This is a genomic window from Leeia aquatica (assembly GCF_012641365.1).
In the GTDB taxonomy this organism is placed as follows: domain Bacteria; phylum Pseudomonadota; class Gammaproteobacteria; order Burkholderiales; family Leeiaceae; genus Leeia; species Leeia aquatica.
Genome location: NZ_JABAIM010000001.1, coordinates 925,445 through 949,971 on the forward strand (window position 1 = coordinate 925,445; position 24,527 = coordinate 949,971).

At 60.9% G+C, this 24,527-nt stretch carries 28 protein-coding genes; 11 read left to right on the forward strand and 17 right to left on the reverse strand.

What is annotated here, in order from left to right; all coding sequences use genetic code 11:
• Positions 1-240: 240 nt before the first annotated feature.
• On the reverse strand, positions 241-1,083 hold the full coding sequence (locus HF682_RS04795; protein ID WP_168876082.1) for a 2OG-Fe(II) oxygenase family protein: 843 nt from the start codon (positions 1,081-1,083) through the stop codon (positions 241-243).
• A gap of 188 nt (positions 1,084-1,271) precedes the next feature.
• Here HF682_RS04795 and HF682_RS04800 point away from each other — a divergent pair, with 188 nt between their 5' ends.
• Positions 1,272-2,069: an MOSC domain-containing protein gene (locus tag HF682_RS04800; protein ID WP_168876083.1), complete on the forward strand. Its 798-nt coding sequence runs from the start codon at positions 1,272-1,274 to the stop codon at positions 2,067-2,069.
• Between the two features lie 6 nt (positions 2,070-2,075).
• Here the strand turns inward: HF682_RS04800 and HF682_RS04805 are convergent, their stop codons facing one another.
• Positions 2,076-2,978 (reverse strand): DMT family transporter, encoded by a 903-nt coding sequence (locus HF682_RS04805; RefSeq protein ID WP_168876084.1) that lies wholly within the window; start codon positions 2,976-2,978, stop codon positions 2,076-2,078.
• A 93-nt stretch (positions 2,979-3,071) separates the two neighbouring features.
• Here HF682_RS04805 and HF682_RS04810 point away from each other — a divergent pair, with 93 nt between their 5' ends.
• Positions 3,072-3,971, forward strand: a complete 900-nt coding sequence (locus HF682_RS04810) for a LysR family transcriptional regulator (protein WP_168876085.1) — start codon at positions 3,072-3,074, stop codon at positions 3,969-3,971.
• Here the strand turns inward: HF682_RS04810 and HF682_RS04815 are convergent.
• Positions 3,968-5,233: a GGDEF domain-containing protein gene (locus HF682_RS04815; RefSeq protein ID WP_168876086.1), complete on the reverse strand. Its 1,266-nt coding sequence runs from the start codon at positions 5,231-5,233 to the stop codon at positions 3,968-3,970. The genes HF682_RS04810 and HF682_RS04815 overlap by 4 nt on opposite strands.
• Positions 5,234-5,446: 213 nt before the next feature.
• On the opposite strand from HF682_RS04815, the gene HF682_RS04820 reads away from it, so the two are divergent.
• Entirely contained in the window at positions 5,447-7,318 is a 1,872-nt protein-coding gene (locus tag HF682_RS04820; RefSeq protein ID WP_168876087.1) for a methyl-accepting chemotaxis protein, read from the forward strand.
• Between the two features lie 66 nt (positions 7,319-7,384).
• Here HF682_RS04820 and HF682_RS04825 read toward each other — a convergent pair whose 3' ends face one another.
• Positions 7,385-8,254, reverse strand: a complete 870-nt coding sequence (locus HF682_RS04825; RefSeq protein ID WP_168876088.1) for an NUDIX hydrolase — start codon at positions 8,252-8,254, stop codon at positions 7,385-7,387.
• 90 nt (positions 8,255-8,344) lie between these two features.
• Between HF682_RS04825 and HF682_RS04830 the strand changes: the two genes are divergently transcribed.
• From HF682_RS04830 to HF682_RS04850, 5 genes are all read left to right on the forward strand, one after another.
• Entirely contained in the window at positions 8,345-9,721 is a 1,377-nt protein-coding gene (locus tag HF682_RS04830; protein ID WP_168876089.1) for a sigma-54 interaction domain-containing protein, read from the forward strand.
• Positions 9,722-9,799: 78 nt separating this feature from the next.
• Entirely contained in the window at positions 9,800-10,258 is a 459-nt protein-coding gene (locus HF682_RS04835) for a GyrI-like domain-containing protein (protein WP_168876090.1), read from the forward strand.
• Positions 10,242-11,135, forward strand: a complete 894-nt coding sequence (locus tag HF682_RS04840) for an AraC family transcriptional regulator (protein ID WP_168876091.1) — start codon at positions 10,242-10,244, stop codon at positions 11,133-11,135. The genes HF682_RS04835 and HF682_RS04840 overlap by 17 nt, the downstream gene beginning before the upstream one ends.
• A 23-nt stretch (positions 11,136-11,158) precedes the next feature.
• Positions 11,159-11,587: a hypothetical protein gene (locus tag HF682_RS04845; protein WP_168876092.1), complete on the forward strand. Its 429-nt coding sequence runs from the start codon at positions 11,159-11,161 to the stop codon at positions 11,585-11,587.
• Between the two features lie 32 nt (positions 11,588-11,619).
• Positions 11,620-12,051, forward strand: a complete 432-nt coding sequence (locus HF682_RS04850; RefSeq protein WP_168876093.1) for a hypothetical protein — start codon at positions 11,620-11,622, stop codon at positions 12,049-12,051.
• Positions 12,052-12,215: 164 nt separating this feature from the next.
• Here HF682_RS04850 and HF682_RS04855 read toward each other — a convergent pair whose 3' ends face one another.
• On the reverse strand, positions 12,216-12,743 hold the full coding sequence (locus HF682_RS04855) for a hypothetical protein (RefSeq protein WP_205881902.1): 528 nt from the start codon (positions 12,741-12,743) through the stop codon (positions 12,216-12,218).
• Between the two features lie 123 nt (positions 12,744-12,866).
• On the opposite strand from HF682_RS04855, the gene HF682_RS04860 reads away from it, so the two are divergent.
• Both HF682_RS04860 and HF682_RS04865 read left to right on the forward strand, forming a co-directional pair.
• On the forward strand, positions 12,867-13,454 hold the full coding sequence (locus tag HF682_RS04860) for a hypothetical protein (protein WP_168876094.1): 588 nt from the start codon (positions 12,867-12,869) through the stop codon (positions 13,452-13,454).
• Entirely contained in the window at positions 13,438-14,334 is an 897-nt protein-coding gene (locus tag HF682_RS04865; protein WP_168876095.1) for a sigma-70 family RNA polymerase sigma factor, read from the forward strand. Before HF682_RS04860 ends, HF682_RS04865 begins: the two co-directional genes overlap by 17 nt.
• An 86-nt stretch (positions 14,335-14,420) precedes the next feature.
• Here the strand turns inward: HF682_RS04865 and HF682_RS04870 are convergent, their stop codons facing one another.
• The 3 genes from HF682_RS04870 to nth all read right to left on the reverse strand — a co-directional run bounded on the left by HF682_RS04870 (position 14,421) and on the right by nth (position 17,405).
• The gene (locus HF682_RS04870) at positions 14,421-16,046 is read right to left on the reverse strand and encodes an acyl-CoA synthetase (RefSeq protein WP_168876096.1); all 1,626 of its coding nucleotides are present in this window, start codon (positions 16,044-16,046) and stop codon (positions 14,421-14,423) included.
• Between the two features lie 289 nt (positions 16,047-16,335).
• A complete protein-coding gene (locus HF682_RS04875; protein ID WP_168876097.1) occupies positions 16,336-16,758 on the reverse strand; it encodes a DUF1841 family protein in 423 nt (140 codons plus the stop codon).
• A 2-nt stretch (positions 16,759-16,760) separates the two neighbouring features.
• Complete coding sequence (nth, locus tag HF682_RS04880) at positions 16,761-17,405, reverse strand: endonuclease III (RefSeq protein WP_168876098.1); 645 nt, start codon at positions 17,403-17,405, stop codon at positions 16,761-16,763.
• Between the two features lie 275 nt (positions 17,406-17,680).
• On the opposite strand from nth, the gene HF682_RS04885 reads away from it, so the two are divergent.
• Entirely contained in the window at positions 17,681-18,097 is a 417-nt protein-coding gene (locus tag HF682_RS04885) for a GNAT family N-acetyltransferase (protein ID WP_168876099.1), read from the forward strand.
• Here HF682_RS04885 and HF682_RS04890 read toward each other — a convergent pair whose 3' ends face one another.
• From HF682_RS04890 to HF682_RS04930, 9 genes are all read right to left on the reverse strand, one after another.
• Complete coding sequence (locus HF682_RS04890) at positions 18,098-18,421, reverse strand: hypothetical protein (RefSeq protein WP_168876100.1); 324 nt, start codon at positions 18,419-18,421, stop codon at positions 18,098-18,100.
• Between the two features lie 2 nt (positions 18,422-18,423).
• Positions 18,424-18,915: a hypothetical protein gene (locus HF682_RS04895; RefSeq protein ID WP_168876101.1), complete on the reverse strand. Its 492-nt coding sequence runs from the start codon at positions 18,913-18,915 to the stop codon at positions 18,424-18,426.
• A 415-nt stretch (positions 18,916-19,330) separates the two neighbouring features.
• Positions 19,331-20,023 carry a hypothetical protein gene (locus HF682_RS04900; protein WP_168876102.1) on the reverse strand — a complete coding sequence of 231 codons (693 nt, stop codon included), beginning with the start codon at positions 20,021-20,023 and terminating at the stop codon, positions 19,331-19,333.
• A 62-nt stretch (positions 20,024-20,085) separates the two neighbouring features.
• Positions 20,086-20,532 (reverse strand): hypothetical protein, encoded by a 447-nt coding sequence (locus HF682_RS04905; protein ID WP_168876103.1) that lies wholly within the window; start codon positions 20,530-20,532, stop codon positions 20,086-20,088.
• A 104-nt stretch (positions 20,533-20,636) separates the two neighbouring features.
• A complete protein-coding gene (locus tag HF682_RS04910; protein ID WP_168876104.1) occupies positions 20,637-20,972 on the reverse strand; it encodes a hypothetical protein in 336 nt (111 codons plus the stop codon).
• A gap of 138 nt (positions 20,973-21,110) precedes the next feature.
• On the reverse strand, positions 21,111-21,422 hold the full coding sequence (locus HF682_RS04915) for a thiol-disulfide oxidoreductase DCC family protein (RefSeq protein ID WP_168876105.1): 312 nt from the start codon (positions 21,420-21,422) through the stop codon (positions 21,111-21,113).
• A gap of 95 nt (positions 21,423-21,517) precedes the next feature.
• Positions 21,518-22,738 carry an acyltransferase family protein gene (locus tag HF682_RS04920; protein ID WP_168876106.1) on the reverse strand — a complete coding sequence of 407 codons (1,221 nt, stop codon included), beginning with the start codon at positions 22,736-22,738 and terminating at the stop codon, positions 21,518-21,520.
• 197 nt (positions 22,739-22,935) lie between these two features.
• Positions 22,936-23,520 carry a GAD-like domain-containing protein gene (locus tag HF682_RS04925; RefSeq protein WP_168876107.1) on the reverse strand — a complete coding sequence of 195 codons (585 nt, stop codon included), beginning with the start codon at positions 23,518-23,520 and terminating at the stop codon, positions 22,936-22,938.
• A gap of 31 nt (positions 23,521-23,551) precedes the next feature.
• Positions 23,552-24,505: a hypothetical protein gene (locus HF682_RS04930; protein WP_168876108.1), complete on the reverse strand. Its 954-nt coding sequence runs from the start codon at positions 24,503-24,505 to the stop codon at positions 23,552-23,554.
• Between the last annotated feature and the right edge of the window lie 22 nt (positions 24,506-24,527).

Here is a 24,527-nt window from a genome sequence, read left to right on the forward strand (position 1 = left end):
AGTCACTACAGTTCTGTACGCTTGAGCACACTTGGCCATTTAAATTTGCAACAGGGTCAACACTTTGTTTTAAGCTGGATCTGGCCATGACACCCCCTCCATGCAGCCCTCAACCTGCAACCGTGCGAAGGGGCACAATGACCCATCAGACATTGCGCCATACACTGATCTGCCCTGTAGAACATTTCTCAGAAGCAAGTAGCGCACCTTGCCACACAGCGCGCTACTCTCTGGCCCGCATCACATCTTCACGCCCAGTTCACGCAGGCGCTCTTCGAGGTAGGAGAGCGCGGTGTAGCGCTCAGACAGGACCACTTCGTCGCGCGGGTGCAGGAAGAGCGGCAGCGAGACGCGGGATTTGAAGCGACCTTCGCCGGTGGGGTTAATCACGCGGTGGGTGGTGGAGGGGAAGTAGCCGCCAGAGGCTTCCTGCAGCATGTCGCCGATATTGATCACCAGGGTGCCGAAATCACAGGGGACGTCGTACCACACGTCGTCCATGCCTTTGACCTGCAGGCCAGGTTCGTTGGCGGCGGGCAGCACGGTGAGCAGGTTGATGTCTTCGTGGGCGGCGGCGCGGATGGCGCCGGGCTCTTCGTCACCGGTCAGCGGTGGGTAGCGCAGGACGCGCAGCAGGGTTTTGGCACTGCCTTCGATCATGTCGGGCAGCGGCATGGAGAAGCGGGCGCGCACGTCTGCCGGGCTGTTGTCCTGCACCCAGCCGAGCAGTTCTTGCGCGAGGCGGTTGGCCACATCATAGTAGCGGCGGGCGGTATCTGGTACTTCAGCCGGGTAGCGGCCCCACGGGTAGAGGTGGTAGTACTCTTTGATGTCTTTCTTGCTGTGGCCTTTGGCGGTTTCAGAAATGGCAGTGGAGAAGAAGCCATCCTGTTTGTCGCGGTCAAAGGCGTATCGGGTTTTGGCATCGGTATCAAAGAAGGCCAGCCATTCGCGGTAGATGGCTTCCACCATGTCTTGCGGGATAGGGTGGTTCTTGAGTACGCCAAAGCCGGTCTGGCGCAGCGATTCAGTGAAGCGGGCGGGCGCGTCCGGGTCGCGGTAGTCTACAACCTGTACTTGCATGGTATTGAGTGCCTTTGCGAGTTCGTTCTGTTTCAACACGAACCGGGGGGATACCTATTGTATGCCCTTACGGTCTGAGGGTCGAGCCAGCGGGTCGACTGTACTGGTGGCTGCCGGGGCTGCTGTACCTGCTGGCTCGCCTTCCCTCGCCCTACAATGAGCTACCCTTCCTTGCCGGAGTTTCCTGCATGCACCTCGCTGCCCTACATCATTACCCGGTCAAGTCCTGCGCCGGGCAGCCCTTGGCTGAAGCGGATGTGTCCCCCTTGGGCTTGCCGTTTGACCGTCACTGGATGCTGGCGCTGCCGGATGGACAATTCATCACGGGCCGCGATTATCCGCTGCTGGTGCGGGTAACGGTGGTGGCGAATGCGACAGGTCTGCAGCTCTCCGCGCCCGGCATGCCACCCTTGCAAGTCAGCCCGGCAGATTGCACCGCGCCGGTGCAGACCGGGGTGTGGCGTTACCAGTTCTCGGCCTGGGGTGGATGCCAGGTGGCCAACACCTGGTTCAGTGAATATCTGCAGACGGCGTGCCAGTTGTTATACATCGGCGCGGAAACCCAGCGCTGGCACGACCGCATGGAAGCGGTACCCCTGTCGTTTGCCGATGGTTACCCGCTGCTCTTGATCGGGCAAGGCTCGCTGGATGACCTGAACAGCCGACTGGCGCAGCCGGTGGGAATGGCAAACTTCCGCCCCAACTTGGTGATTGCGGAAAGCAACGCCTATGAAGAGGATTACTGGCAACGCATTCGCATCGGTGAGGTGGAGTTTTTCAACCCCAAGCCTTGCTCACGCTGCATCTTCACCACGGTGGACCCCGCCACGGGGGAGAAGGCCGCCAGCGGCGAACCGCTGGCCACCCTCAGCCAGTACCGAATGATCGAACCGCATGGGGTGTGCTTCGGGGTGAATCTGGTGGTCAGCAAGCCCGGCACCTTGCGGATTGGCGATCCGCTGGAGGTGCTGGACTGGGATTTCTGACCCGGCTTAGCGCACTAGGGCCAGCTTGCCTGCGGGCGCTGGCGCCGGGCGGCTGGAGAGCAGTACCCCGCCAATCACCAGCAACATGCCCAGCCATTGGGCGCCGGTGACTACTTGCCCCAGTAGCAAGCCCATCAGGCAGGTCAGCACCGGCACCAGATTGATGAAAATGGTGGCGCGTGCCGTCCCCAGGGTTTTGATGCCCTGGTTCCACCAGACGTAGGTCAAGCCTACGCCGAGCACACCCATCACAACCAGCGCAGCAAACAGGGGGAGCGTGGGCAGATGCAGGCCCTGTGCTGGCACGCTGATGCCCATCAAGCCCAAGGCCCCAGCGATGATGGTCACCGTGGTCATCTGCAGGGTAGTCATGCCACGCACAAAACCGCGCCCGATGACTCCGTAACTCACCCAGCCCAGTACAGCGAGCATGATCAGGCCATCGGCAGGGGACAGGTTCAGATGTTGCAACACCTGCCAGCTGCCGCGGCTGACAACAGTAACCACGCCGGCAAACGCCAGCCCTGCACCCAGCCACTGCTGCACATTCAACCGCTCACGCAGCAGGAGCGCCGACATGACCGCCGTCAGGGCTGGGGTGGTCGCCATCAGCAGGGAAGCATTGACCGGTGAACTGCCCCCCAGGCCACCATAGAGTGCCAGATTGAAGCCCACCACCCCCAGCAGCACCATCATCAGCAAGGGGCGCGCATTCTTTCGGATGGCTTGCCAGTCGTAGCCCTCGGACAGCCATACCCAGATACCCAGGGTCAATGCAGCCAGCAGCATCCGCCAGGTGGTCAACTCCAGCACCGGCAGCTGCTGCAACACCCACTTGCCAAGGTGGAACATGGCTGCCCAGCACAGCGCGGTAATGATTAGCTGGATAACTGCCCTGCGGTAACTCATATTGCCCTCACTTGCTTTGACTCATTGAGCTTGCAGTTTAATTTTCCTAAATTGATAATTGAATAGCGATAAATCGAAATTCATTTTCCACTTATGCAAAGCAAACCCTCGCTGGACTGGAACCATCTCAAGTATTTTCTGGCCGTTGCCCGCCACGGTGGGCTGACACCCGCCGCCCAGCATCTGGGCAGTAGCCCCTCTACCGTGATGCGGCACGTGGATGCCATGGAAGCCGAGCTGGGCATCACCTTGTTTCTGCGGCAGCAGCAGGGCTACCGGCTGACCGACCAGGGCGAGAGCCTGCTCTCCCACATGCTGGAAGCCGAGCAGGCCATGCTGGCGCTGGAGCGCCACGGTAGCCAGCTGGCGCAGCGCGATCAGGCCATGGGCACCATCCGGCTGGCGACGGCGGAAACGCTGGGCAGTACGTTGGTGGCTCCCAATCTGCACCGTTTTTTCCAGCAGTATCCACTGGTGCAGGTGGAGTTGATCATTGGCCGCCAGCTGAGCGACCTGTCGCGCCGGGAGGCTGATCTGGCCCTGCGCTCCATGAACCCGGAACACCGGGATTGGTACCAGGACTATGTGCTGCAGGAAGTCGGCCTGCTCAGCTACCGCCTGTATGGCACGCCGGAGCGTTGTGAGCAAGCACGCCGCGAGGGCTGGCAACGCACGCCGCTGATTGGCTGGGACGAGGCCTGGCTGAAGGACGCGCGCGGGCATTGGCTGACCCGGTTTCCAACCGAGAGTACGGTATTCCGCTGCAACAGCCTGCAGGGGCAGTTCGCTGCGGCCTGCAATGGCATCGGGCTGGTGCTGCTACCCGACTTTCTGGGCAAACAGGATGCACGGTTGCAAGCGGTGGAGGAAGGCGAGATCTATCAACGACAACTGATGCTGGTCTGGCATCGGGATCTGCGCGCCAGCCAGCGGGTGCTGGCGATGCGGGATTTTCTGGTCAAGCTGTTGCGGGAGTACATCCCGCAAGCCTAACCTTCGCCGCACACCTGATTACGCCCGCCCTGCTTGGCGCGGTACAGCGCCTGATCCGCAGCCAGGCTCAGCTCACTGGCCGTCATGCCGGGTTTCCAGGCAGCCACCCCGGCGCTGAAGGTCGAATTGAACACCACCTCCCCTGCCGTGTGCTGTAACTGCATATACGCTTGCCGCAGGGCGTCGATCCGCTGCATGGCAACTTCCAGCGACGTTTCCGGCAACAGGACGGCAAACTCCTCGCCCCCGTAGCGGCCCAGCTGGCCAAAGCGGCGCAGCCGCATCTGCAGCATGCGTGAGAGGCTGCGGATCACCCGGTCACCGACCGGGTGCCCGTAGCTGTCATTGATACGCTTGAAATGGTCGATGTCGAGCATCGCCAGCGCCAGCGCCTGCGGTTCGCGCTGGTTACGCGCCACTTCCCGCAGCAGCTGCTCGCCAAAGTGGCTGTGGGTCAGCAGACCGGTCAGGCCATCGTGGCACATCAGGCGGCGCAACGTCCGGTAGCGCTCGGCGGTGATGGTGACCGACTCCACCAGCACCTGCGGCTGGATAGGCTTGGTCAGGAAGTCATCGCCGCCCTTGCGGCGTGCCAGCAATTGCTTGCTGATGTCGGTTTCACCGGAAAGAAACACAATGGGCAGGCTCGCCATATTGTCTTGCTGCCGGATGACCTTGGCCGCTTCGTCGCCCGTACACTCCGGCATATACATGTCAACCAGCAGCAGCTCGGGCTCGAACTCTTCAATGGCTTGCAGCAGGATCAAGGGGTCGGTTTCCACCCGTGTGACCATACCCGCCTGCCGCAACACCTTGCCGGTATGCTCGGCAATGCTGTGAGAGTCATCCACAATCAAGACGCGGTAGGGCTCAAACGGCAGGTTGTCGGTCTGTCGGTCCAGCCGATCCACCAGCTGGGTCAGGTCATAGGGGTGAATCAGCAGCTCGGCACAGCCGGCGCGGACGATCTGAACCTGGTCCTCAAAAGGCAGCGGGTCACAGATACCCAGAATCGGAATCCGCTCCGGCAAGCTGGCACGCAAACGGGCGACCTCATCGGCCAGCCGTGCCACTTCTTCGCCTCGGCCTTCCAGCAGCACCGCCGACGGCATTTGCACCTTCGTGGCCGTCGCCAACTCTTCGGTCGAGCCAAAATGCAGCAGGACATAGCCAAAGTGGGTCAGCTGCTGACCCAGCTCATTCAGGTCATGCGCCTGGCTTGAATATGCAAACAGGGTTTCGTATCGCAGGGACGCATCCATGCTGCCAACTACCCAGTGGGGAAGGTGTATGCAGTATGGTTTATTCCAGATGATTTTGCCAGGAAACATCACGAACGCTTGCGGTGGCGTCACAGTGTTTCACTTTGCGAAAGCCCATTCCTCATCTATAACCAGTGCAGGGCATGTCTACGCGTACCCATTCTTGTGTCGCCCGTTCATTCTTCATGAGTGCCCACTGTCAGGAGGACGATCATGTCGTCATTGCGCAGCAAGCTGGTCAGCTTTGTGCTGATCCTGATCCTGTTCCTGTCCATGTTGTTGTGCGGGGTGGCCTACTGGCAATCCCGCTCTGCGCTGGAAACGGAAATCAAGGCTGAAATCAGCCAGTCGGCCAGCAACAAGGTCAGCTTTGTTACCGAATGGGTCAGCTCCCGCCAGAAGGTGGTAGCAGCCATCCTGCCCCGTTTCGGACAGGGCGAGCTCAAGCTGGTACTGGATCAGGCCAAGGCCTCGGGCGGACTGGATGAAGCCTATGTCGGCCAGCCTGACAAAACCATGACCATGACCACCAATGCGCCGAAGCTGCCGGATGGCTATGACCCGACCGGCCGCCCCTGGTACAAGGCCGCCGCAGCGACCGATGGTCCAATCGCCTCCCCACCCTATATTGATGCCGGCACCAACCAGCCCATCATCTCCTTTGCGCAGGCGCGCAAGGATAATGGCCAGGTGGTGGCGGTAGCCGGTGGCGATGTGACGCTCAAGCGCGTGGTGGAAGAAATTGTCGCAACCAAGCTGCCTGGCAATGGCTATGCCTTCCTGATGACACAAGAAGGCGACATCATTGCCCACCCGAAGAAGGATTCGGGCCTGAAAAAGGTGGCCGAGGTCATCTCGGGTTATAGCCTGACCGCGCAAAGTAAGAATGGTCAGATCAGCGAATCCAGCCTCGATGGCAAAACCGTGTGGACCGCACTCTACCCGGTCGGCGATACCGGCTGGCTGCTTGGGGTGGTGGTACCGGTAGCGGAAGCCACCGCACCGGTGAACACCCTGCTCTATCTGATGCTGGGGCTGCTGGTGGTGGGGGTTGCCGTTGGCGGAGCCATCACCTATGTCGGTGTCAGCCGGCTGATGCACGGTCTGATCATGATGCGTGACGCCATGCGCAATATCGCCAGCGGTGGCGGGGACCTGACGGTTCACCTGACCGTAGACAGCCAGGACGAGGTCGGCCAGAGCAAGGATGCCTTCAACCGCTTCCTTGGCGCGCTGCGCGGCATGATTGCCGATACCAAATCCAACGCGGGCGAGCTGCTGCAAGGCTTCCATCATGTGGCCGAAGAGACCGACCGCATCAGCAGCAGCTCACAGCAACAGGCGATGTCGGCCAATGCCACTGCTGCGGCGATTGAAGAGATGTCGGTGAGTGTCAGCCACATTGCCGATTCCGCCAAAACCGCCGAGCAACTGGCCCGTACGGCCGGGCAGGCCTCCCGCGATGTGGCGCAGGATGTGCGGGAAACCGCTGCCGAGATCTCACGGATTGCCGATACCGTGCGCCAGCTGTCCCAGGTGCTCAACGGACTGGACGCCCGCTCCAGCCAGATCAGCACCATTGTCGGCGTGATCAAGGAAATTGCCGATCAGACCAACCTGCTGGCCCTGAATGCGGCCATCGAAGCCGCGCGGGCCGGTGAGCAAGGCCGTGGCTTTGCAGTGGTGGCGGATGAAGTCCGCAAGCTGGCCGAGCGCACCGGCAGCTCAACCGTTGAAATCGGCAACATGATCACCCTGATTCAGGAAGAGACCTCAAGGGCGGTGCAGAGCATGCAGACGGCGGTGAGCCAGGTGCAAAGCGGGGTGGAGAAATCCAGCTCGGTGGCCGAATCCATCCAGCGTATTGAACACAGCTCACTGGAAGTAGTGAGCACGCTGGGTGACATTGCAGCGGCCACTGCAGAGCAATCCAGCGCCAGCCAGGACATTGCCCGCAATATCGAGCGCATCAATGAAATGACGGAAAACACCGACTTTGCCATCCAGCAGGCGCAGCAAACGACCAGCCGCTTGCGGCAAGTGGCCGAAGACTTGCGCGCGATGATGGACAAGTTTCAGGTGTAAACCCGAGGCCACCCACAAAACAAACGGGCTGCCGATGGCAGCCCGTTTGTTTTGTACCCGCCGTCATCACGGGTGATACAGCGCCCTCGCCAGCAAGGCCCCGGCATCCCCAAAATAGTGCCGCCGCAATAAGCCATCCAGGATCACCCGCGCTGAATCGGGCGTAAACGCACCATCGCGTATCCACTCCAGCACCATCGGTACCGGGAGCAGTGCATGCTCCGCCACTTCACCGTCCTGATTTTGCGGTACAAAATCCGCAGGCAGTGTCAGGTCATGGACAAACAGCCATTCGCGATGCAGGCCATCTGGCCGCAAATGGCAGGACAGCACCCGGTTACCAATGCGGGCATGCTGTGCGCCCTCAGGCGGAATGCCCGCCTCCTCCCAGCACTCGCGCAGCATCGCCTGCTGCAGCGATTCACCATGGGCCACACCGCCCCCCATCAGATTATCCCAGCGACCGGGGTCTATGGCTTTTTGCATGCTGCGCCGGGCAGCCCACAGCCACAGGTCCTCACCATCGCGCACCCAGCCATTCAAGTGCACCGCCCGGCTGGTCAGCCCCAGCAGGCGGAAAGCGCCACGCTCCAGCAAGCCCAGCCCGGAGCTGTCCTGCTCATAATCCTCATCGGGCAGGCGTACCGGGTACAGCTCATCACGCCACTCCGGAAAGCCCCCTTGCTGGTGTACCTGCTGCACCCATTGCTGCACGGCAGACGGCTGGCCCTGCAGCAGGACATCACTGCCCAGCAGCAGCCTCTGACCCACCTGCTGGAACAAGCCACTGGCCTGCCCCCATTGCAACCACGCGGCCTCCGAGATCCAACCCATGCCCTGCCCCGCCACCGACCAATGCCGTCCCTGCTGCCAGGGGATCGGCGGCTGCGACTGCAACCAGCGGCACAAACCTTGCACGATATGTGATGGGCTCATCCTGTCCTCCTGGCCTGCCGGCCTGACATTCCACCCGCACCCGGCGGCGCTGGCTTGCTACAATGCGGCATCCTGTTCGTGATGCAGACCATGTTGCCTGTTGCTACCGAGCCGCCTCATGCCAGCCTGGCCGCTGCCCTTCTGGACGCCCTGGGTCACTTGCCCGGCGCCATCGTGGTCGATGCGCAGGCCCGCATCCGCTGGCTGAGCCCCGCTTACGCGCAACTGCTGGGCGTGGCGGACCCGGACACCGTCATCGGCTGGCCGGTCGAGCAACTGATCCCGCACAGCAAGCTGCGCGACGTCGCCCACAGTGGGCACGCTACCCCGCTGGATTTCCTGCAGCACGAGGGGCGGGATTATGTGGTCACCCGTCTGCCCCTCTGGAATCAGGATACACCAGCTGGCGCCATTGGTCTGTTACTGTACGAGGAATGGCAAACCCTCAGCCCGCTGGTCGCCCGTTTTCAGCGCCTGCAGCGCGAGCTGGACGATGCCCGTCGCCAGCTCTCCAGCCAGCGCCCGGCCCGCTACCAGCTCAGCGACCTGATCGGACAGGGTCACGCTGCCACCCGGCTGCGGCAACTGGCCGAACGCGCGGCCCAGCTGGACACCACCGTACTGCTGCAAGGCGAAACCGGCACCGGCAAGGAGCTGCTGGCGCAAGCCATCCATCACGCCTCACAACGCCAGCACGCGGCCTTTGTCGGCCTCAACATCGCCGCGCTGCCGGATAGCCTGCTGGAAGCCGAGCTGTTTGGTGCCGCTCCCGGCGCCTATACCGGCGCCGACCGCAAAGGCCGCGAGGGCAAATTCCAGCAAGCGCAGGGCGGTACCCTGTTTTTGGATGAAATCGGCGATCTGGCGCTGCCGCTGCAAGCCAAGCTGCTGCGGGTGCTGCAAGAACAGGAAATCGAACCGCTCGGTGCCAATCGTCTGGTCAAGCTGGATGTCCGCATCATCGCCGCCACCAGCCGCGACCTGCCCGCCATGGTGCAGCAAGGCCAGTTCCGCGCCGACCTCTACTACCGGCTTAATATCCTGCCGATCACCCTGCCGCCCTTGCGAGAGCGCAGCGAAGACATCCCCTTGCTGGTGCGCCACCTGCTGTTGCGACAAGCCGAACGTACCGGCCTGTCCTGTCGGCAACTCAGCACCGATGCCCTCTACCGGCTCACCACCCACGCCTGGCCGGGCAATATCCGCGAGCTGCGCAATGTACTGGAGCAAGCCTGCCTCTACCAGCCCGAAGGCGTACTGGACGCCCGTAGCCTGCACATGCTGCCCAACCCTGCTCCTGCCACACGCCCCTGCACGCCGCTGGCCGACCTGCTGGCCGCCACCGAACGGCAAGCCCTGCTCGACGCGCTGGCCGCCTGCCAGCACAACCGCAGCCAGGCGGCACAGCGCCTGGGGATTAGCCGGGCCACCCTCTATGAGAAGCTGGCCCGCCACGGTATCCGCTAAGCCGGCAAGTCCGCAAAAAATGGTAAGTCGGTCTCCCTACAATGGGGGTGCGTTTAACCCACTCACCCGGAGACCAACATGAACTACCATACGCTGCAACAGCCCCAGCGCATCATCGGCATGGCCTTTCGCACCAGCAATGACACCGCCGACCAGGACATCCCCGCCTACTGGCAGCAGGTGATGGGCGGGCAAAAGCTCGATGGCATCAGCGGACGACTGGACGACGCCGTCTACGCGGTGTATACGGAATTCAGCCACCCCGGTGTCGACAACATCGGCCCTTACACCTATGTGATCGGCGTGGCGGTGACGGACGATGCACCGGTGCCGGATGGTCTGCAGGCATTCACGCTGCCCGCCGCCCGCTATGCCGTGTTTGACGTACCCAGCGGCCGCCCCGAACATGTCGGCGAGCGCTGGCGCGAGATCTGGAACTGGAACGATGCCCGCAAAGCCTACCGCTGCGACTTTGAACGCTACCGCCAGCAAGCCGATGGACGCTGCGACATCGCGATCCATGTCGGCATTCATTGAGGCCCCGGCCAGTGGCCCGGCGCAGCGCTATGTGCAGCGCATGTGCCGGGTGATCGACCATGTCTACGACCACCTCGACAGCGCGCTGGACCTCGACGTGCTGGCCGAGGTGGCCTGCATGTCGCCCCACCACTGGCACCGCATCTACCAGTCCATGTACGGTGAAACCCTGGCCCGCACCGTGCGGCGGCTGCGCCTGCACCGCGCTGCGGCCGAGCTGGCTTACAGCGCGCTGCCACTCACCCGCATCGCCCGCCGTGCCGCCTACCCCAGCCTGCCTTCGTTCAGCCGCACCTTCAAAGCCGCCTACGGCGTGCCCCCGGCCCGTTACCGTGCCCTCGGCCAGCACCGCAGCTTTACCCTGCAGCAAGCTCAGCCACCCGGTGAAGACCTGCAGGTCAGCATTGAGCAACTACCCGAGTTGAAACTGCTGGGTATCGCCCATCAAGGCAGCTATATGCTGATTGGTCGCGCCTTTGACCGCCTGTTTGCCCACACCGCCGCCAGCGGCCTGCTGCAACACGGCCCACGCTGCTTTGGCCTGTATCTGGACGACCCCAGCCAGGTGCCGGAGCGCCTGCGCCGCTCTGTCGCCGCCATCGGCCCGTTTACCGCCCCCCCGAGTCTGCCCCACGCCGAGCTGCAGCCCTGCACCACCCACGCCGGCCCCTACGCCACCCTGCTGCACCGTGGCCCCTACGACGGCATGCACGCCAGCTACCGCTGGCTGCTGGGCCAATGGCTGCCGCATTCCGACTACGACGCCGCCGACGGCCCACTGATCGAGGAATACCTCAACAACCCGCGCGACACTGCACCCTCCGATCTGCTGACGCGGATACACCTGCCGCTGCGGGCGGAGACAGGACAATCATAGCCTAATGCGGACCAAGCAACCCTATGTCCCATAGCCCCTCCTTGCGATTCACGCGCTGGCCGTGGCTACGCCCCGCCCTGTTGTGCGCCTTGCTGCTGTATGCCATCGTGGCGGCGATCCGGATGATCCGGCAGGACAGCTGCTGGTTGCAGCTGGGTGCGCGAATGGGCGGCCACCCATCATGGGCGGGTATGGCGGTATCGGCCCTATTGGAGCTGCTACACTTCGCTTTACTCGGCTTGCTGGGCTACCGTCTCTACCGTGGCCACCTCCCGAGCGCGCTTGAGTACGGGCACCCACTACTCAAGCGCGCACTGCGTGGCAAAAGCCTGGCGCTTGCCTTGCTCCTCACCCTGATGGCCACCGAGCCTTTCGGTTTTGCCGCCACCGGGCTGGAGCAAGCGGCCTGGCAGGTGTTGGGCCTGCAGTCGCATGAGTGCGCTTGGTGGTGAAGCTGTTACCCCCCTTTTGAAACCGGAAGACCATGTCCAAGCCACGCCATTTCGAAAAACTGCCCTCCGTGACGGCCTTGCTTTATTTTGGCATGGCGGCTTTTTGCTTCAGCGCATGGCTAATGGAACCCGGGACGGGAGGCGCGCTGCCATGCATTATGCTGATGGCGTGCTGCATAGCCTTCGGTGCGTGGTCACTCTTTGGGGGGCGATTCCCGTTAACGGCAATGGCGATCCTGCTTTTGCTTGCGTCCCTCTTCGCCCTGTTCAGCTTTGCAGAGTACGATCAGACCCCGCAGCGCAAACGTATCAAAACCATACAGGCGAGCGCCTGGCTGCTGGCGACCACCTGTTATCTGTATCACTTGAAACGCTTTGAGCGTACGCGGCACCCCACCTTGAGCGCAGCAGACCCTGCCGGGACCAGCGACAACCCTGACAGGACCCGCAATCCAGAAGGATAACGACAGCCACTGCGCGCCCACTAGCCGTGGCCCCGCTATCCATGACTGGGGCAAGCGGCCTGGCAGACGTTAGGACTGCAACGGCATGCGTGTCTCTGGCGGTAACCACACTACTGCAGCGCAATATCGCGGAAAGACGTGGGCCTGAGGCCACGTCTCGCACCTTACTGTGCAGGCTTTTGAAACCGCCGCCGGATCGCCATCGCCTCATCGCTACTGGCATCAAAAAAGAAGGCCGGTGCACAAGGGGCCTGCAATACGGTAAGGATGTCCGGTTCGGCAGAGGGCAGAATCGTGGCGCTGGGGCCACGCAGGGGTGGAGTGCGCGACTTGGGTGAGCGCAAGGCGATCAGGTACGGCCCTTCATCCATATGCTCTGGTTCACCGAAGGTAGAGTTATCCCATGTTACTGTCAGGGTGGGAGACGCTTGGCCTGCCAACACCCGGTCCACCGCGATGGTAAAGCGGGCATAGTCCGACAGGTAGCTTTGCGTGGGTGGCCTGTCGGGAAATCTTTTACGGATATCCTCATCACGCACGATTTCATAATGGGTCACTCGGCCAATCACCACCGTACTGGCATACTGGAGATCATCAAGCCGCAGCCCGGCCATCATAATACACGCCATCGCCGGTACCGCCGTCCACAGGGTGATCAGCCCGGCCAGGGCCGCCTTCCAGCGCTTTCGCATGTCACATCCTCCATCCGTGGGTGTCTCTGCGCCCCAGTGTAGCGGCAAAGCCATGTTCATGCAGCCTGTCACATTTCGTATCGCTCCGTCGTCATGGTGTGATCAGGTCAAGCAGGAGGCATCATGAGGGGGTGGCATCGTTTCGGGGCGGGGGTGTTGGGGGTGTTTTTGCTGCTGCATCTGGGCAATCACCTGCTGTTGTTCGTGGGCTTTGAGGCACACCAGGCGGTGATGCACAGCCTGCGGCAGCTGTACCGCTGGCCACCACTGGGGGCGGTGTTGCTGCTGGCGGTCTGCACGCAGCTGATCAGTGGCGTGATGCTGGCGTGGCGTAGCCGACGTGGCAGTTTGCCCGCGCTGCGCTGGCAGCGCTGGAGTGGCCTGGCCCTGCTGCTCTTTCTGCTGATCCATGTCAGCGCGGTCCTGCTGGGGCGGCGGGCCGGGCTGGATACCGATGTACATTTTGCTGCCGCTGGCTTGCACCACTACCCTGCCTGGCTGTTCTTTGTGCCGTATTACACGCTGGCGGTGGGCGCGCTTGGTCTACATCTGGGCGCCCGGCTGGCGCGGCGCTGGCCGCAGCAAGCGGGACGCTGCCTGTGGGGTGGTGCAATGCTGGGCCTGTTGCTGGGAGCGAGCTGGGTGATGGCGATGGCCGGGTGGCTGTACCCGGTGGCGATTCCAGCGGTGTACCATGCAGCTTTCCGGTGATGGCCTGATGATGGCAGATGCTTTTCTCGCGCAACGCGCACACCTGCGGCGGGTGGCTTACCGTATGCTGGGGGACCCCCATGCGGTGGAGGACGTACTGCAGGAGGCGTGGCTGCGCTGGCAGGCACAAGCCAGCCTGCCGGATGTGCCTGCAGCCTGGCTGCATACGGTGGTATCCCGCCTGTGCCTGGACCAATTGCGGCTCCGGCGGCAAGCGCAGCACCACTATGCGGGCAGCTGGCTACCTGCGCCGTGGCAGGACGAGGCCGACGAGCAGGCCGACCCGCTGGCACAGCTGGGGCAGCGCGCCGAGCTGGGGCAGGCGCTGATGCTGCTGCTGGAGCGGCTGAGCCCGGACGAGCGGGTGGCTTGGGTGATGTACGACAGTTTTGACCATGACCACCGGCAGATTGCCACGGTGCTGGGACGCAGTGAGGCCGCCTGCCGCCAACTGGTCAGCCGCGCGCGCAAGCGCCTGCAACAGGGCGAGCGGCGCTTTGCCTGCCCGCCGGAACAGCGGCAACAGGTGCTGTTGCAGTTTCTGACAGCCTTGGGGAGTGGTGACCTGAGCGGCCTGCTGGCGACACTGGCGCCAGCGGTGCAGCTACACTCCGATGGCGGCGGCAAGGTGTTGGCCGCCAGCCGACCGGTGCATGGCCCGCGCGCTGTCAGCCGCCTGCTGCTGGGGGTGCGTCGTGTGCAACCTGCAGGCTCCTCCATTCAGCTGGCGTGCCGCGGCGGGGAAACCGTATTGCTGGGTTTGGTGGACGGCGCGCTTCACTTCCAGATGAGCTTTGCCGTTGGTGCGCGGGGGATTCAAGGCCTCTACCTGCAGTTGAACCCGGACAAGCTGGCACAGCCTGTGGCCGTTCATACATAAAAAAACGCGCGATGTTGCCATCGCGCGCCAAGCCCACCTGTGGGCATGGATTACCCACGGTTGAAAAAACGGTATGTCGGGCAGGTTCAGGCCACCATCTGGCGAGCCCGATCACGCAGCACAAACTTCTGTACCTTGCCGGTACTGGTCTTGGGCAGCTCGCCCAGCAGCACCCGCTTCGGTACCTTGTAGTGCGCCAGATGCTCGCGGCACCACTGCAGCAGTTCTGCTTCTGCCGGCGCGGCCACCCCGCTGCGCAGGGCGACAAAGGCATAGGGCACCTCGCCCCACTTCTCGTCCGGGCACGCCACCACCGCCGCCTCCAGTACCGCCGGGTGCTGATAAAGCGCGGCCTCTACTTCGATGGAGGCGATGTTCTCGCCACCGGAGATAATGATGTCCTTGGCGCGGTCTTTCAGTTCGATATAGCCATCCGGGTGCAACACGCCGAGGTCACCGGAGTGGAACCAGCCTCCCGCAAACGCTTCCTCGGTTGCACTCGGGTTTTTCAGATAGCCTTTCATCACGATGTTGCCGCGGAACATCACTTCGCCCAGCGACTGCCCATCGGCAGGCACCGGGGTCATCGTATCCGGGTTCATCACCGTCACCGCTTCCAGCATCGGGTAGCGTACCCCCTGCCGCCGCAGGAAATCCGCCTGTCCGGCTTCGTCCATCTGCTCAAAGGCAGGCTGCCACTGGCACAGTGTGGCCGGGCCGTAGGTTTCGGTCAGGCCATACAGGTGCAGCACCTTGAAGCCGATGGCTTCCGCCGCACGGATGATCGGCACCGGCACGGGCGCCGCTGCGGCCTTGAACTGCACGGTGCGCGGGAAGGTGCGGCGCTGCTCGGGCGGTGCATTGAGGAACAGGCCCAGCACCACCGCTGCCCCGCACATCACGTTGACCTGATGCTCGGCAATCAGCCGGTACATGCTGGCGGCTTCGACCCGCCGCAGGCAGACCGAGGTGGCCCCGAGCGCAGCCAGCGTCCAGATGAAGCACCAACCATTGCAGTGGAACATCGGCAAGGACCACAGGTAGACGGTATCTTGCGTCATCTGGCTGGAGAGGATGTTGCTCACCGCGTTCAGGTACGCGCCGCGGTGGTGGTAGACCACACCTTTCGGGTTGCCGGTGGTGCCGGAGGTGTAATTGAGGCTGATCGCCTGCCATTCATCCACCAGAGCGGGCGCCTGCCAGTGCGGGTCACCTTCTTCCAGCAGGGTGGCGTAGTCCAGCGCACCAATCCGTTCGCCGCTGTCGTACTCGCTGTCGATGATGTCCACCAGCAGGGGCGGATGACTGCACAGCGCCACCGCAGCGCGGGCCAGCCCGGCAAACTCGCTGTCCACCAGCAGCACTTTGGCCTCGCCGTGATCCAGCTGAAACGCCAGCGTGCGGGCATCGAGCCGATAGTTGAGGGTATTCAGTACCGCCCCGCATAGCGGCACTGCAAAGTGGGCCTCAAACATTTCCGGAATATTGGGGGCGAGGATGGCGACCGTCTGCCCGGTCTGCACCCCATGCTGAACCAGCGCGGAGGCGAACCGCCGCACCCGCTCGCCCACCTCACGCCAGCGGTAGCGGCGCTGGCCATGAATCACGGCCAGCTTGTCTGGCCATACCTGCTCGCTACGCTGCAAAAAGGTACACGGCGTCAGCGGCGTGTAGTTGGCCGGGTTGGGTGGCAGATCGTCCACAGCGTGCATGCAGCGCTCCCTCTCAGGGTATTTGGGCTCCTGAGTACATAGCAAACGACGTGCCAGCTGGCCTTTCCCGCATGGCGCGCCTGCTGGCAAGCGGTCTGGCAAGCCATGCCCTCCAGATGGGGTTGCCATGGTCAAGCGGGAGAATTGTCTGGAAAATCGGACAGTACCGACAGAATGTCGTTATTGCTCAGTGAGCAGGTGGAATTCCAGAAAATAAGACAATGTCCGATAATTCAGACAAGCCATCATGAAGGCGGCCTCGCCTGCACGCACCCCGCGACAGCAAGGCTTATTTACGGCTGAGGCAATCCAGATAGATGGCCGGGTCCGGCATGGTCTGGTAGCGCTGGGCGTGCCACAGCATCTCGCCAAAGCAGTCGAGGAAGGCATGGACCGCCTCATGCTCGCTACCCAGCTTGAGGCACAGGCGATGAAAATGGGCGCGTACGCCGGGCGGCTGGTCGATGCTGAGCTGCTCGCGGATCGACAGGTGCATCATCAGATGCAGGAAGGGGTTGGGCTCGCCCTGCTCTGCCGGATAATCCCGCGTCAGGTAACGATCCGGGTCGGACAGGATGGCGTGGTATTCCGGATGCTCACCGATCACGTCCAGTGCCATCGCCTCCAGCGGGGTCAAAGGCAGGCCATCGTGGTGCTTGCGCCAAGTATCAAACAGGAACTGGCGGGCCTGATCGCGGCTGGGGTCGAACATGCTTACTCACTCACCGGAACGGTACGGCCCGGAAATTCACACAGATCGGCAATGATACACGACTCACAATGCGGCTTGCGCGCCGTACAGGTATAGCGGCCATGCAAAATCAGCCAGTGGTGGGCGTCCAGCAGGTACTCCGCAGGGATCACCTTCAGCAACTTGTCCTCCACCGCTCGCACGTCCTTGCCTGGAGCCAACCGCGTGCGATTGGAGAGGCGGAAGATATGGGTGTCCACCGCCATGGTCGGCTGGCGGAAAATGGTGTTGAGGATCACATTGGCTGTCTTGCGGCCCACCCCCGGCAAGGCCTCCAGCGCAGCGCGCTCCGCCGGCACCTCGCCGTCGTGCCGCTCAAGCAACAGCTGACAGGTCTCGATCACATGCTTGGCCTTGCTGCGGTAGAGGCCAATGCGATTGATGAAACCCTCCAGCCTCTCCTGCCCCAGCGCCAGAATCGCCGCCGGGGTGTTGGCCACCGGATACAGCTCACGGGTACACAGGTTCACGCTCTTGTCGGTGGCCTGCGCGGAGAGCATCACCGCCACCAGTAGTTCGAACGGCGTGCGGTATTCCAGCTCGGTGGTCGGTTCCGGATTGGCGGCAGCCAGCCGGGCGAAAATCTGTCGGCGCTTGTCGGCGTTCATCGGGGTTGGGCTCCAAAAACGGCATTATGCCTGAGCCGAGGGTGTCCGGCAGCCCCTTGCCCGGCGCTGCGGGCCGCTTGCGATACTGCGATGAACCATGCCAGCATACGGCCTCAGAACCTGTTTATAGTCTGCTGCGCGACGGCGATACGGCGTTGAAAACAACTTCGGAATGCTCATTTACCACCGAGTAAACTCCGCTTCCTCAGCCGTTTTCGCCTTGTCTCACCCTCGCTCGCGAGACCATAAACAGGTTCTCAGAACAAGGAGACCGCATGCCCGAGATCATTCTGGACGAAAACCCCGCTGACACCGACATCCAGATACTGGAAGATGGCGTCACCCGCTACGGGCGCAACCTGTCGCAAGGCGATGCGCGACCGCTGGCCTGCTGGATACGGCAGGATGGGCAATTGCGGGGTGGGGTGTGTGGCCGTACCGAGCTGGGCCGCCTGTTCATCCAGTACCTGTGGGTAGATGAGGCACAGCGCGGGCAAGGCTGGGCCAGCGCGCTGCTGAACCAGATCGAAGCCGCGGCCCGCGAGCGCGGCTGCCGCGATGCCTTGATCGAGACCCTGCTCGACCCGGTGGCCGAGCTGTACCAGCGACGCGGCTATCAGGTACTGGCTTGCATTCCGGACTGGGTGGGCCGCTTCAGCCGCACCATCCTGTGCAAACCCTTGCAGGATTGATCAGTGCAGGGTGAGTGCGCGGCGGATACGGATACGTTTGTACAGCCCATAAAAGGCGACCAGCATAAAGCAAACGCCCACCGCAGCAATCGCCCCGACCACGGCCATGCGGCCTTGCTGCATGGTATCAAAGGCCTTGTAGAGCGCAACCAGGGTACGGTCCATGGTCACCGACGCCACATCACCCTGCTCCAGCTCCAGCAACTCCTTGTTCTGGAACCAGGCCCAGACAAAGAACACCGCGCCGATCAGGTTCCAACCCCAAAAGCTCTTGAAGACGCTGCGATCCGACCGGCCATGGTACATATTGGGAGAAACACTCATGCTCAGGGCCTCCTCGCTTCAGCCACAAAGAAATGCAGTTCCGCTCCGTTTTCATCGGTGCCATTCAGCTGGAAGCGCTCTGGCAGGTCGGCACGGCTCAGGCGGAAATGCTGCTGCGTTTGCAGGTCGCTCTCGGGCGGTACTGAGCAGCGATTGGTTTCACAGCCACCAGCATAAGGCATTACGGTCACGTCCTTGTCCGTCACCCGCTCCACCTTCAGCCAGCGGAAGCGGGGGAGAGGCTGCTCGGTGGTGTTATAAGCAATCTGCATCCCCAACATCAGGTCACCCACCTGGGGCGCTCGGCTGACCTGCTCCCGCACCCGCTCACCGCGCCCCTGGATGTACATCCACACCCCCAGCCCGATGAAGATCAGCAGCAGCATGCCCAGGAACAGTTTGAAAAACAACTTCAGCCGGGAGGTAGCGGGCTGCAGCACCGCCTGCTGCTTTTCTGCCAGATAGGCCTCTTCCAGCAGGTCGTCCCAGTTCAAGGGATGCAGCTCATTGTGACAAGCGGGGCAGGACACCAGTCCACTGACATTTTTTGTCATCTTCACAGCGCCGCCGGTTTCCACCTGGCGCTGGAAATACTCCACCTTCAGGCTGCCATGATTGCAATACGGGCACGACCGCGGCAGGCTGGCCTGATGGATCGGGACATACGTAATGGTATATGACTGGGAAATGATCATAGGTAAGTCCGCTAAAACGGCAGGCCGTCACATAGACCATGCATTATGTCATCGGTATGGCCGGGGTGCCAGTGCAGCCTCCTTGCGTTTTGGCTTCACTTAAGGAAGCAGCCAGAATTCGGTCACAGTGCATTCATCGGTCAGTACACACGACCAAGCATACACAGCCTGCTTCCTGCAGCAGCCTTGCTTGAGTTGTCTGCACTGCAGCGCATCAGGGCCGCTCGAAATCCACAACAAAATAGTGCCGCTCAGCCCCGCGAGCATCCTGCCCATTCAGGTTATTACCGGTCTTGCGGAAATCTTCGCGGCTGGCCTGAAAGCGCAGCCCCGGCTGCAGCGCAGATTCTGACGGTTTGGGGCAATCGTCCCGTGTGGTGCAGCTCCCGGCATAGGGAATCAGACTGAACTCAAGGTCCCCCACTTGCACCACTTTCAACCAGAGATAGGTGGACTTGGGCTCCGGGTCAGTATCCGTCGCAATCGGCATGGCCAGCAGCCTATCCCCCGGCTGGGGCTGCTGGCTGATGGCCGTACGCAGTTGATGATCCGTCCAGGCCGAAATCGCCCAGATCAGCAGTGGCACAACCAGCAGCAGCATCGCCATCAGGAGCTTGGCAGGTGTCTTCCAGCGGAAGAAAGGAGGCAAACGCACCGCCTGCTGCTCACCGGCCTGACAGGCCTCGGTCAACGCCTTATCCCAGGTGGCGGGAGCGCACTCACGCTGGCAGGCCGTGCAGGACACCCGTCTGCTCAGCTGATCCGTCAGTCTCAGGGTCCATCGGGTTTCTCGCTGCAGCTGAAAGTAGTGCCCGGTGAGCGCCTGTGCACCGCAGTGCGGGCACTGCCCGGGCAGGCTGAGCTGATGAATGGGCCGGTAAGTGGTGGTCATCGACAGAGTTGCCATGCTGTGCTGCGCTCCTTGCTTTCCCGTTCCTGCAGGCACCCGCCTGCAGCCACCATGCCAGTTTACTGCGGGCACGCCACCGGCTGCGGCTTGCCGCTGCTCACCACCTGCAGCAATTGCGCCGTGTCATAGACATCGGACTGCTCGGTATTGACCACATAGTGGCCGATCCGCAACGTGGCCGTCCCCTTGAAGCCGCACTGGCCTTTGGCAGGCTTGGCGGGCAGCTTCAGCATCGACCGCGCTTTGGTCTGTGGATCAAAGCAGAACCAGGCACTGCGGGTATCGCCCTTCTCACGCGGGATCAGGCCTGCGGTGGCTTTATCCGGGGTGAAACACAGCGTATCCCCCAGCAGCTCATCGCTGCTGTCTTGCAGGTATTGCCCGCTCACCACCACTTCGCCGCTGTAATACACCAGCGCATCCTTCTGGTGATGACGCTGCAAGGCCGGTGCAGCTTGCGCGCCCAGCGCCAGCGCACACAAAGCAGCCCAATACATCCGTTTCATGGTGTTCCTCCTGTTGATCGTGTGGCGATTATATGCATATTGAATGATCTGGACACCCTGCCTGAACGAGCACCACGCCATCGTAGCGCCGCGCCTGGCAAACTTCATTGCCCCATCTGCTGCAACCAGGGAATACTGGCGGCCAGCATCACGGTGGTCAGCCCCTGGCCCAGCACCCGTGCGGTGACCGGCTCAGGGGAGCTTTTCTCGGCGGATTGCAGCAGCGGGGCCAGCAAGGCCAGGCTCAACAGCAACACCGGCACCAGCCAGGCCAGGCGGGGCATGCACGCCAGCGCCAGCACACCCAGCAGCAGGCAGGCACCAACATACAGCAGCACCAGCTCGGCCTGGCGGCGCAACCTGGCCTCTGCGGTGAGCACCAGATAGCCACACACCCCGATGCCCACCGGCACACACGCCACCCACAGCATGCTGTTCATCCCCAGCCCCCTCGCTCTTGATGGAAGGCATGGTAGCAAGCTACGGATTTTATTGATGAAATGGATGTGCAGTATCAGAAAGTGATACCTGACAGATCACCCATGCGGCGCTGATACTACGGCAAGGCGGGCAAACGGCTACACCATACCTTGCCTGTTGCGCTGTACAGGCTCAGCGGCGGTCTGCGCCACCTCTGGCTGCCAAATGTGCTCACCCATTGCAGCTGAGGGCACCATGCAGTAGTCACGCCGTCCAAACCAGTGAAAACGATGGCGAGCCACGGTCCGGTACAGGGCATCGCGCAAAGGGCGTGGCACCAGCCACAGCAGTAGCCCCAGCACTTTCATCGGCAGACTCAAACGCCACAGGATACGGATGCAGGCGGTCGAGTGCGTATAGGCACGTGAGTCTTCCAGCAGCACAAAGCTCTCCGGATCATCTGTCGACATGCCGAGTTGAGGAGTTCACGACCGATCAGTTGCGGTGACTTGCTTTTTAGAAGATATTCGTCCCGGGCCCAACAAATAGGTTTCGACTAGAGCAATTAGCTTTTGAATCTGGCTGACATTATAATAAACCTTGACTCAAAAAGATTATATGAAACCTGAGCCAATGCAGCTGTCGCCATGATGCATATAGTGCACATTAAGGCATACCCGAAGTATCCATTCGGCAGATGCTTTAAAATCTGATTAGCCAGGAAATAGATAATAGTTGTATGGAAAACATATAGCCCATAGCTTACCTCTCCCAACTTTGTGACGCACTTGTTGCATAAGATATTGCTCAAATACTTTGTGGTAATCGCTAGTTTATTCAGCGAAAACTGAGCGCAAGTCTCGATGCTCAGAACGGTGAAAACAATGATGCAAGACAGCGCGGCAGAGAGAGAAAAAACTAGAGCGCTTTCGTTTCCTGTTGTTGCGGCAGTAGCATGCGGAAGGTGGTAAAGTTTATTATAAATTCCATACCCGCAGATTGCTATCAAACCCTGCAGTGGAACATTTCGTCCGGCAAACAAAAGAAAGGACCTTCCTTTTTCTGATCTATAAAGCCAAGCCAGTAGCGCTCCTAAAAAGAAAGAATCAATCCCTCCAATTAGGTTAACATATACAAAAAGTGGGCCATAAATATTGAATGCACTGACCTTTAATATCCCAGAAAACCAGAAGAATAAAATTATTACCACGAATGGAAACCAAACATTTCTATGGAAGTCAATTTTTTTACATAGCATAGTGAACAGTACAAAACTGATTGAAAATGCTGCATAAAACTGAATCTCAACAGTGATTGACCATAAAGGGCCAATCACACCCCCGACTCCACCCCAGTCAATATCAAATAACGCGGAAGAAAAGTTCGATACAAATGTCAAATAAAATGGGATGGCAGACAAAAATCTAAAGTACTCTTCACCTTGGACGTAAAGAGGTCCGATTCCGACTCCAATAAATGGAAATATAACGAACCCAATAGCTGCAACAACGAAATATAACGGCAATAAGCGAAGTGCTCTTCTGGCAAAGAAATTTCCTACCGAGAAATTGCCGGTCTTGTCTATTTCACTCATTGCCAAATACGTGACAAGAAAAGCACTGAGCACAAAAAAAACCTGCACTCCAACCCAGTTGGTAAATTGCATGTGCCTTATCCAGCTGGAATTCAATGTCTGCGGAAGATGGCCAATAAACACCCATCCAAATGCAAAGAAGCGCAACCCATTTAGCGCTGCAAACTGATGATTTGTTTTCATTTTATCCATAAGTTCAAGTCTAAGGAGTCGGTGTTGAAGTATTCGATTTCATGCCTCAAACGTGCAGCTCCTTGTGGGGCATTACACAGCTTCAGGAGTGGTATTCAGGTAGCATCATGCATGCTCAGGTGGCCTCTCTCTTATCCGGAAACTGCCCACCCATCCCAAGCAGCCGGAACTTTGTACGCACCCCTCTTGAACAGTAGTTAAACCTGCTGGGTTAACTCAAGCAAAAAGTGAAGATGCGGTGCTGCGGCGCCTCGCTCGATGTTGGTGACCAATCCTCCACCCAATCGTAGTGCAGGGACAAAGAAATACATTTGCCCCTCATGCAAGATCCCCGCGCCTTTTACGGTTTTCTCAAACTGCGCTTGCCGGAAGAAGTCTGATCTCACGTCTTGATTGCAGCACCACTCATTGAAAAACTGGGTCAGTGACCAAACCAGCACTCCCCCTTCTGATGTATGTGGGTCCAGATAGCAAACATCCTCGTCGCCAGCATCACTGAGTTTACGGTAATAGAAAATGTCCCCAAATGCCGAGATGGCGATCGGCAAGCGACTCATATCCTCATCCCGCATCAGCCAGTCCCAGAGGTTGTCTCGGTAGTCGTCCGGGTCGACGATCTGAATCAAACCATCCCCGTACACGCCAAAACCATGCTGCCTCCAAAGCTCAAGCAGGCTATCCGGCAAATAAGGCTGGTACTGAGCGATCTTGCCTGGATCCGCCCGCCTCAGTCGCAGTCCTGGCTCAAATGTGTCCACAAACGCTTGCAATGTAATGCCCATTTCACCTCCATCAACCTGTTGCCGCCCCATCTTAACCCCCCAGCTGCCGCAATGTCTCTACCACCTCGTCAACGCTGAGCGTGCCTTCCACCGTCAGGTTCGCTGGCAGGGCGTCCAGATGCGGGCCGAAGAAGCCGCTGTCCCAGCTGCGCTGGATGGTCATGGGCCAGAGCAGGATCAGGGCTTCGCCGTCCACCTGTGGCAGGTGGCGGGTGAGCCCTTCACCCCAGATCGGGAACAGGGGTTCGGGCGTGGTGTGTTGCGGCCAGCCGTAGTGCCACCAGCCGTGGTCGGATACTTGCCCGTCGCCGCCCAGTGCAGCGGCCAGTACGGCTTCATCCGGTGCCCGCCCGCCCGGCAGCAGGGTGCCTAGGCGGCATTGCAGCAGGCTGAACAGGTGGAAGCAGTTGGCAACATTGTGGTAGTGCACGCGGTAGCCTTGGCGGCTTTCCACATGCAGCACGGTGAGCGGGGCGCTGTGGCGCTGGATGGCTTCTCGCACCCAGCTGAAGGCGTAGCTGTAGCCTTCGAGCTGTTCCAGCCGGGTCATGCGGGATTCGGTGGTGGCCCAGTCCTCCCGCCGGTCCGGCAGGCGTGCCAGATGGCTGACCAGCGCGCGCGCCAGATTGGGGATGGCATCCAGCCAGATTTGCTGTGCTTCATCCAGCGGCGGATAGTCTTCATCGTCGTCGCTGATCTCGGGAAAGCGCGCCAGCAGGTGTTCGAAGAACTCCAGCAGGCACGGTCCACTGGGGTCGGCCGGGTGGCCGTTTTCGACCAGCACACCAAGGCTGACCGCCACCCAGCCCGCACCATGCGGCGGCAGGTTGCCGACTTGGGCGGCGACAGCGCCCATCCAGTCCGGGTGGTCACGCAGGGTGCGTTGCAGGTTCTGGATGCCCAGGCGCACATCCGGGCCGGGTTCGGCTTTGTGGCAGCGCTGGAATGGGGCCAGCAGGATTTCCAGGGTTTCGTAAGGGACCATCGAAAACGATCGTAGTGTAGGT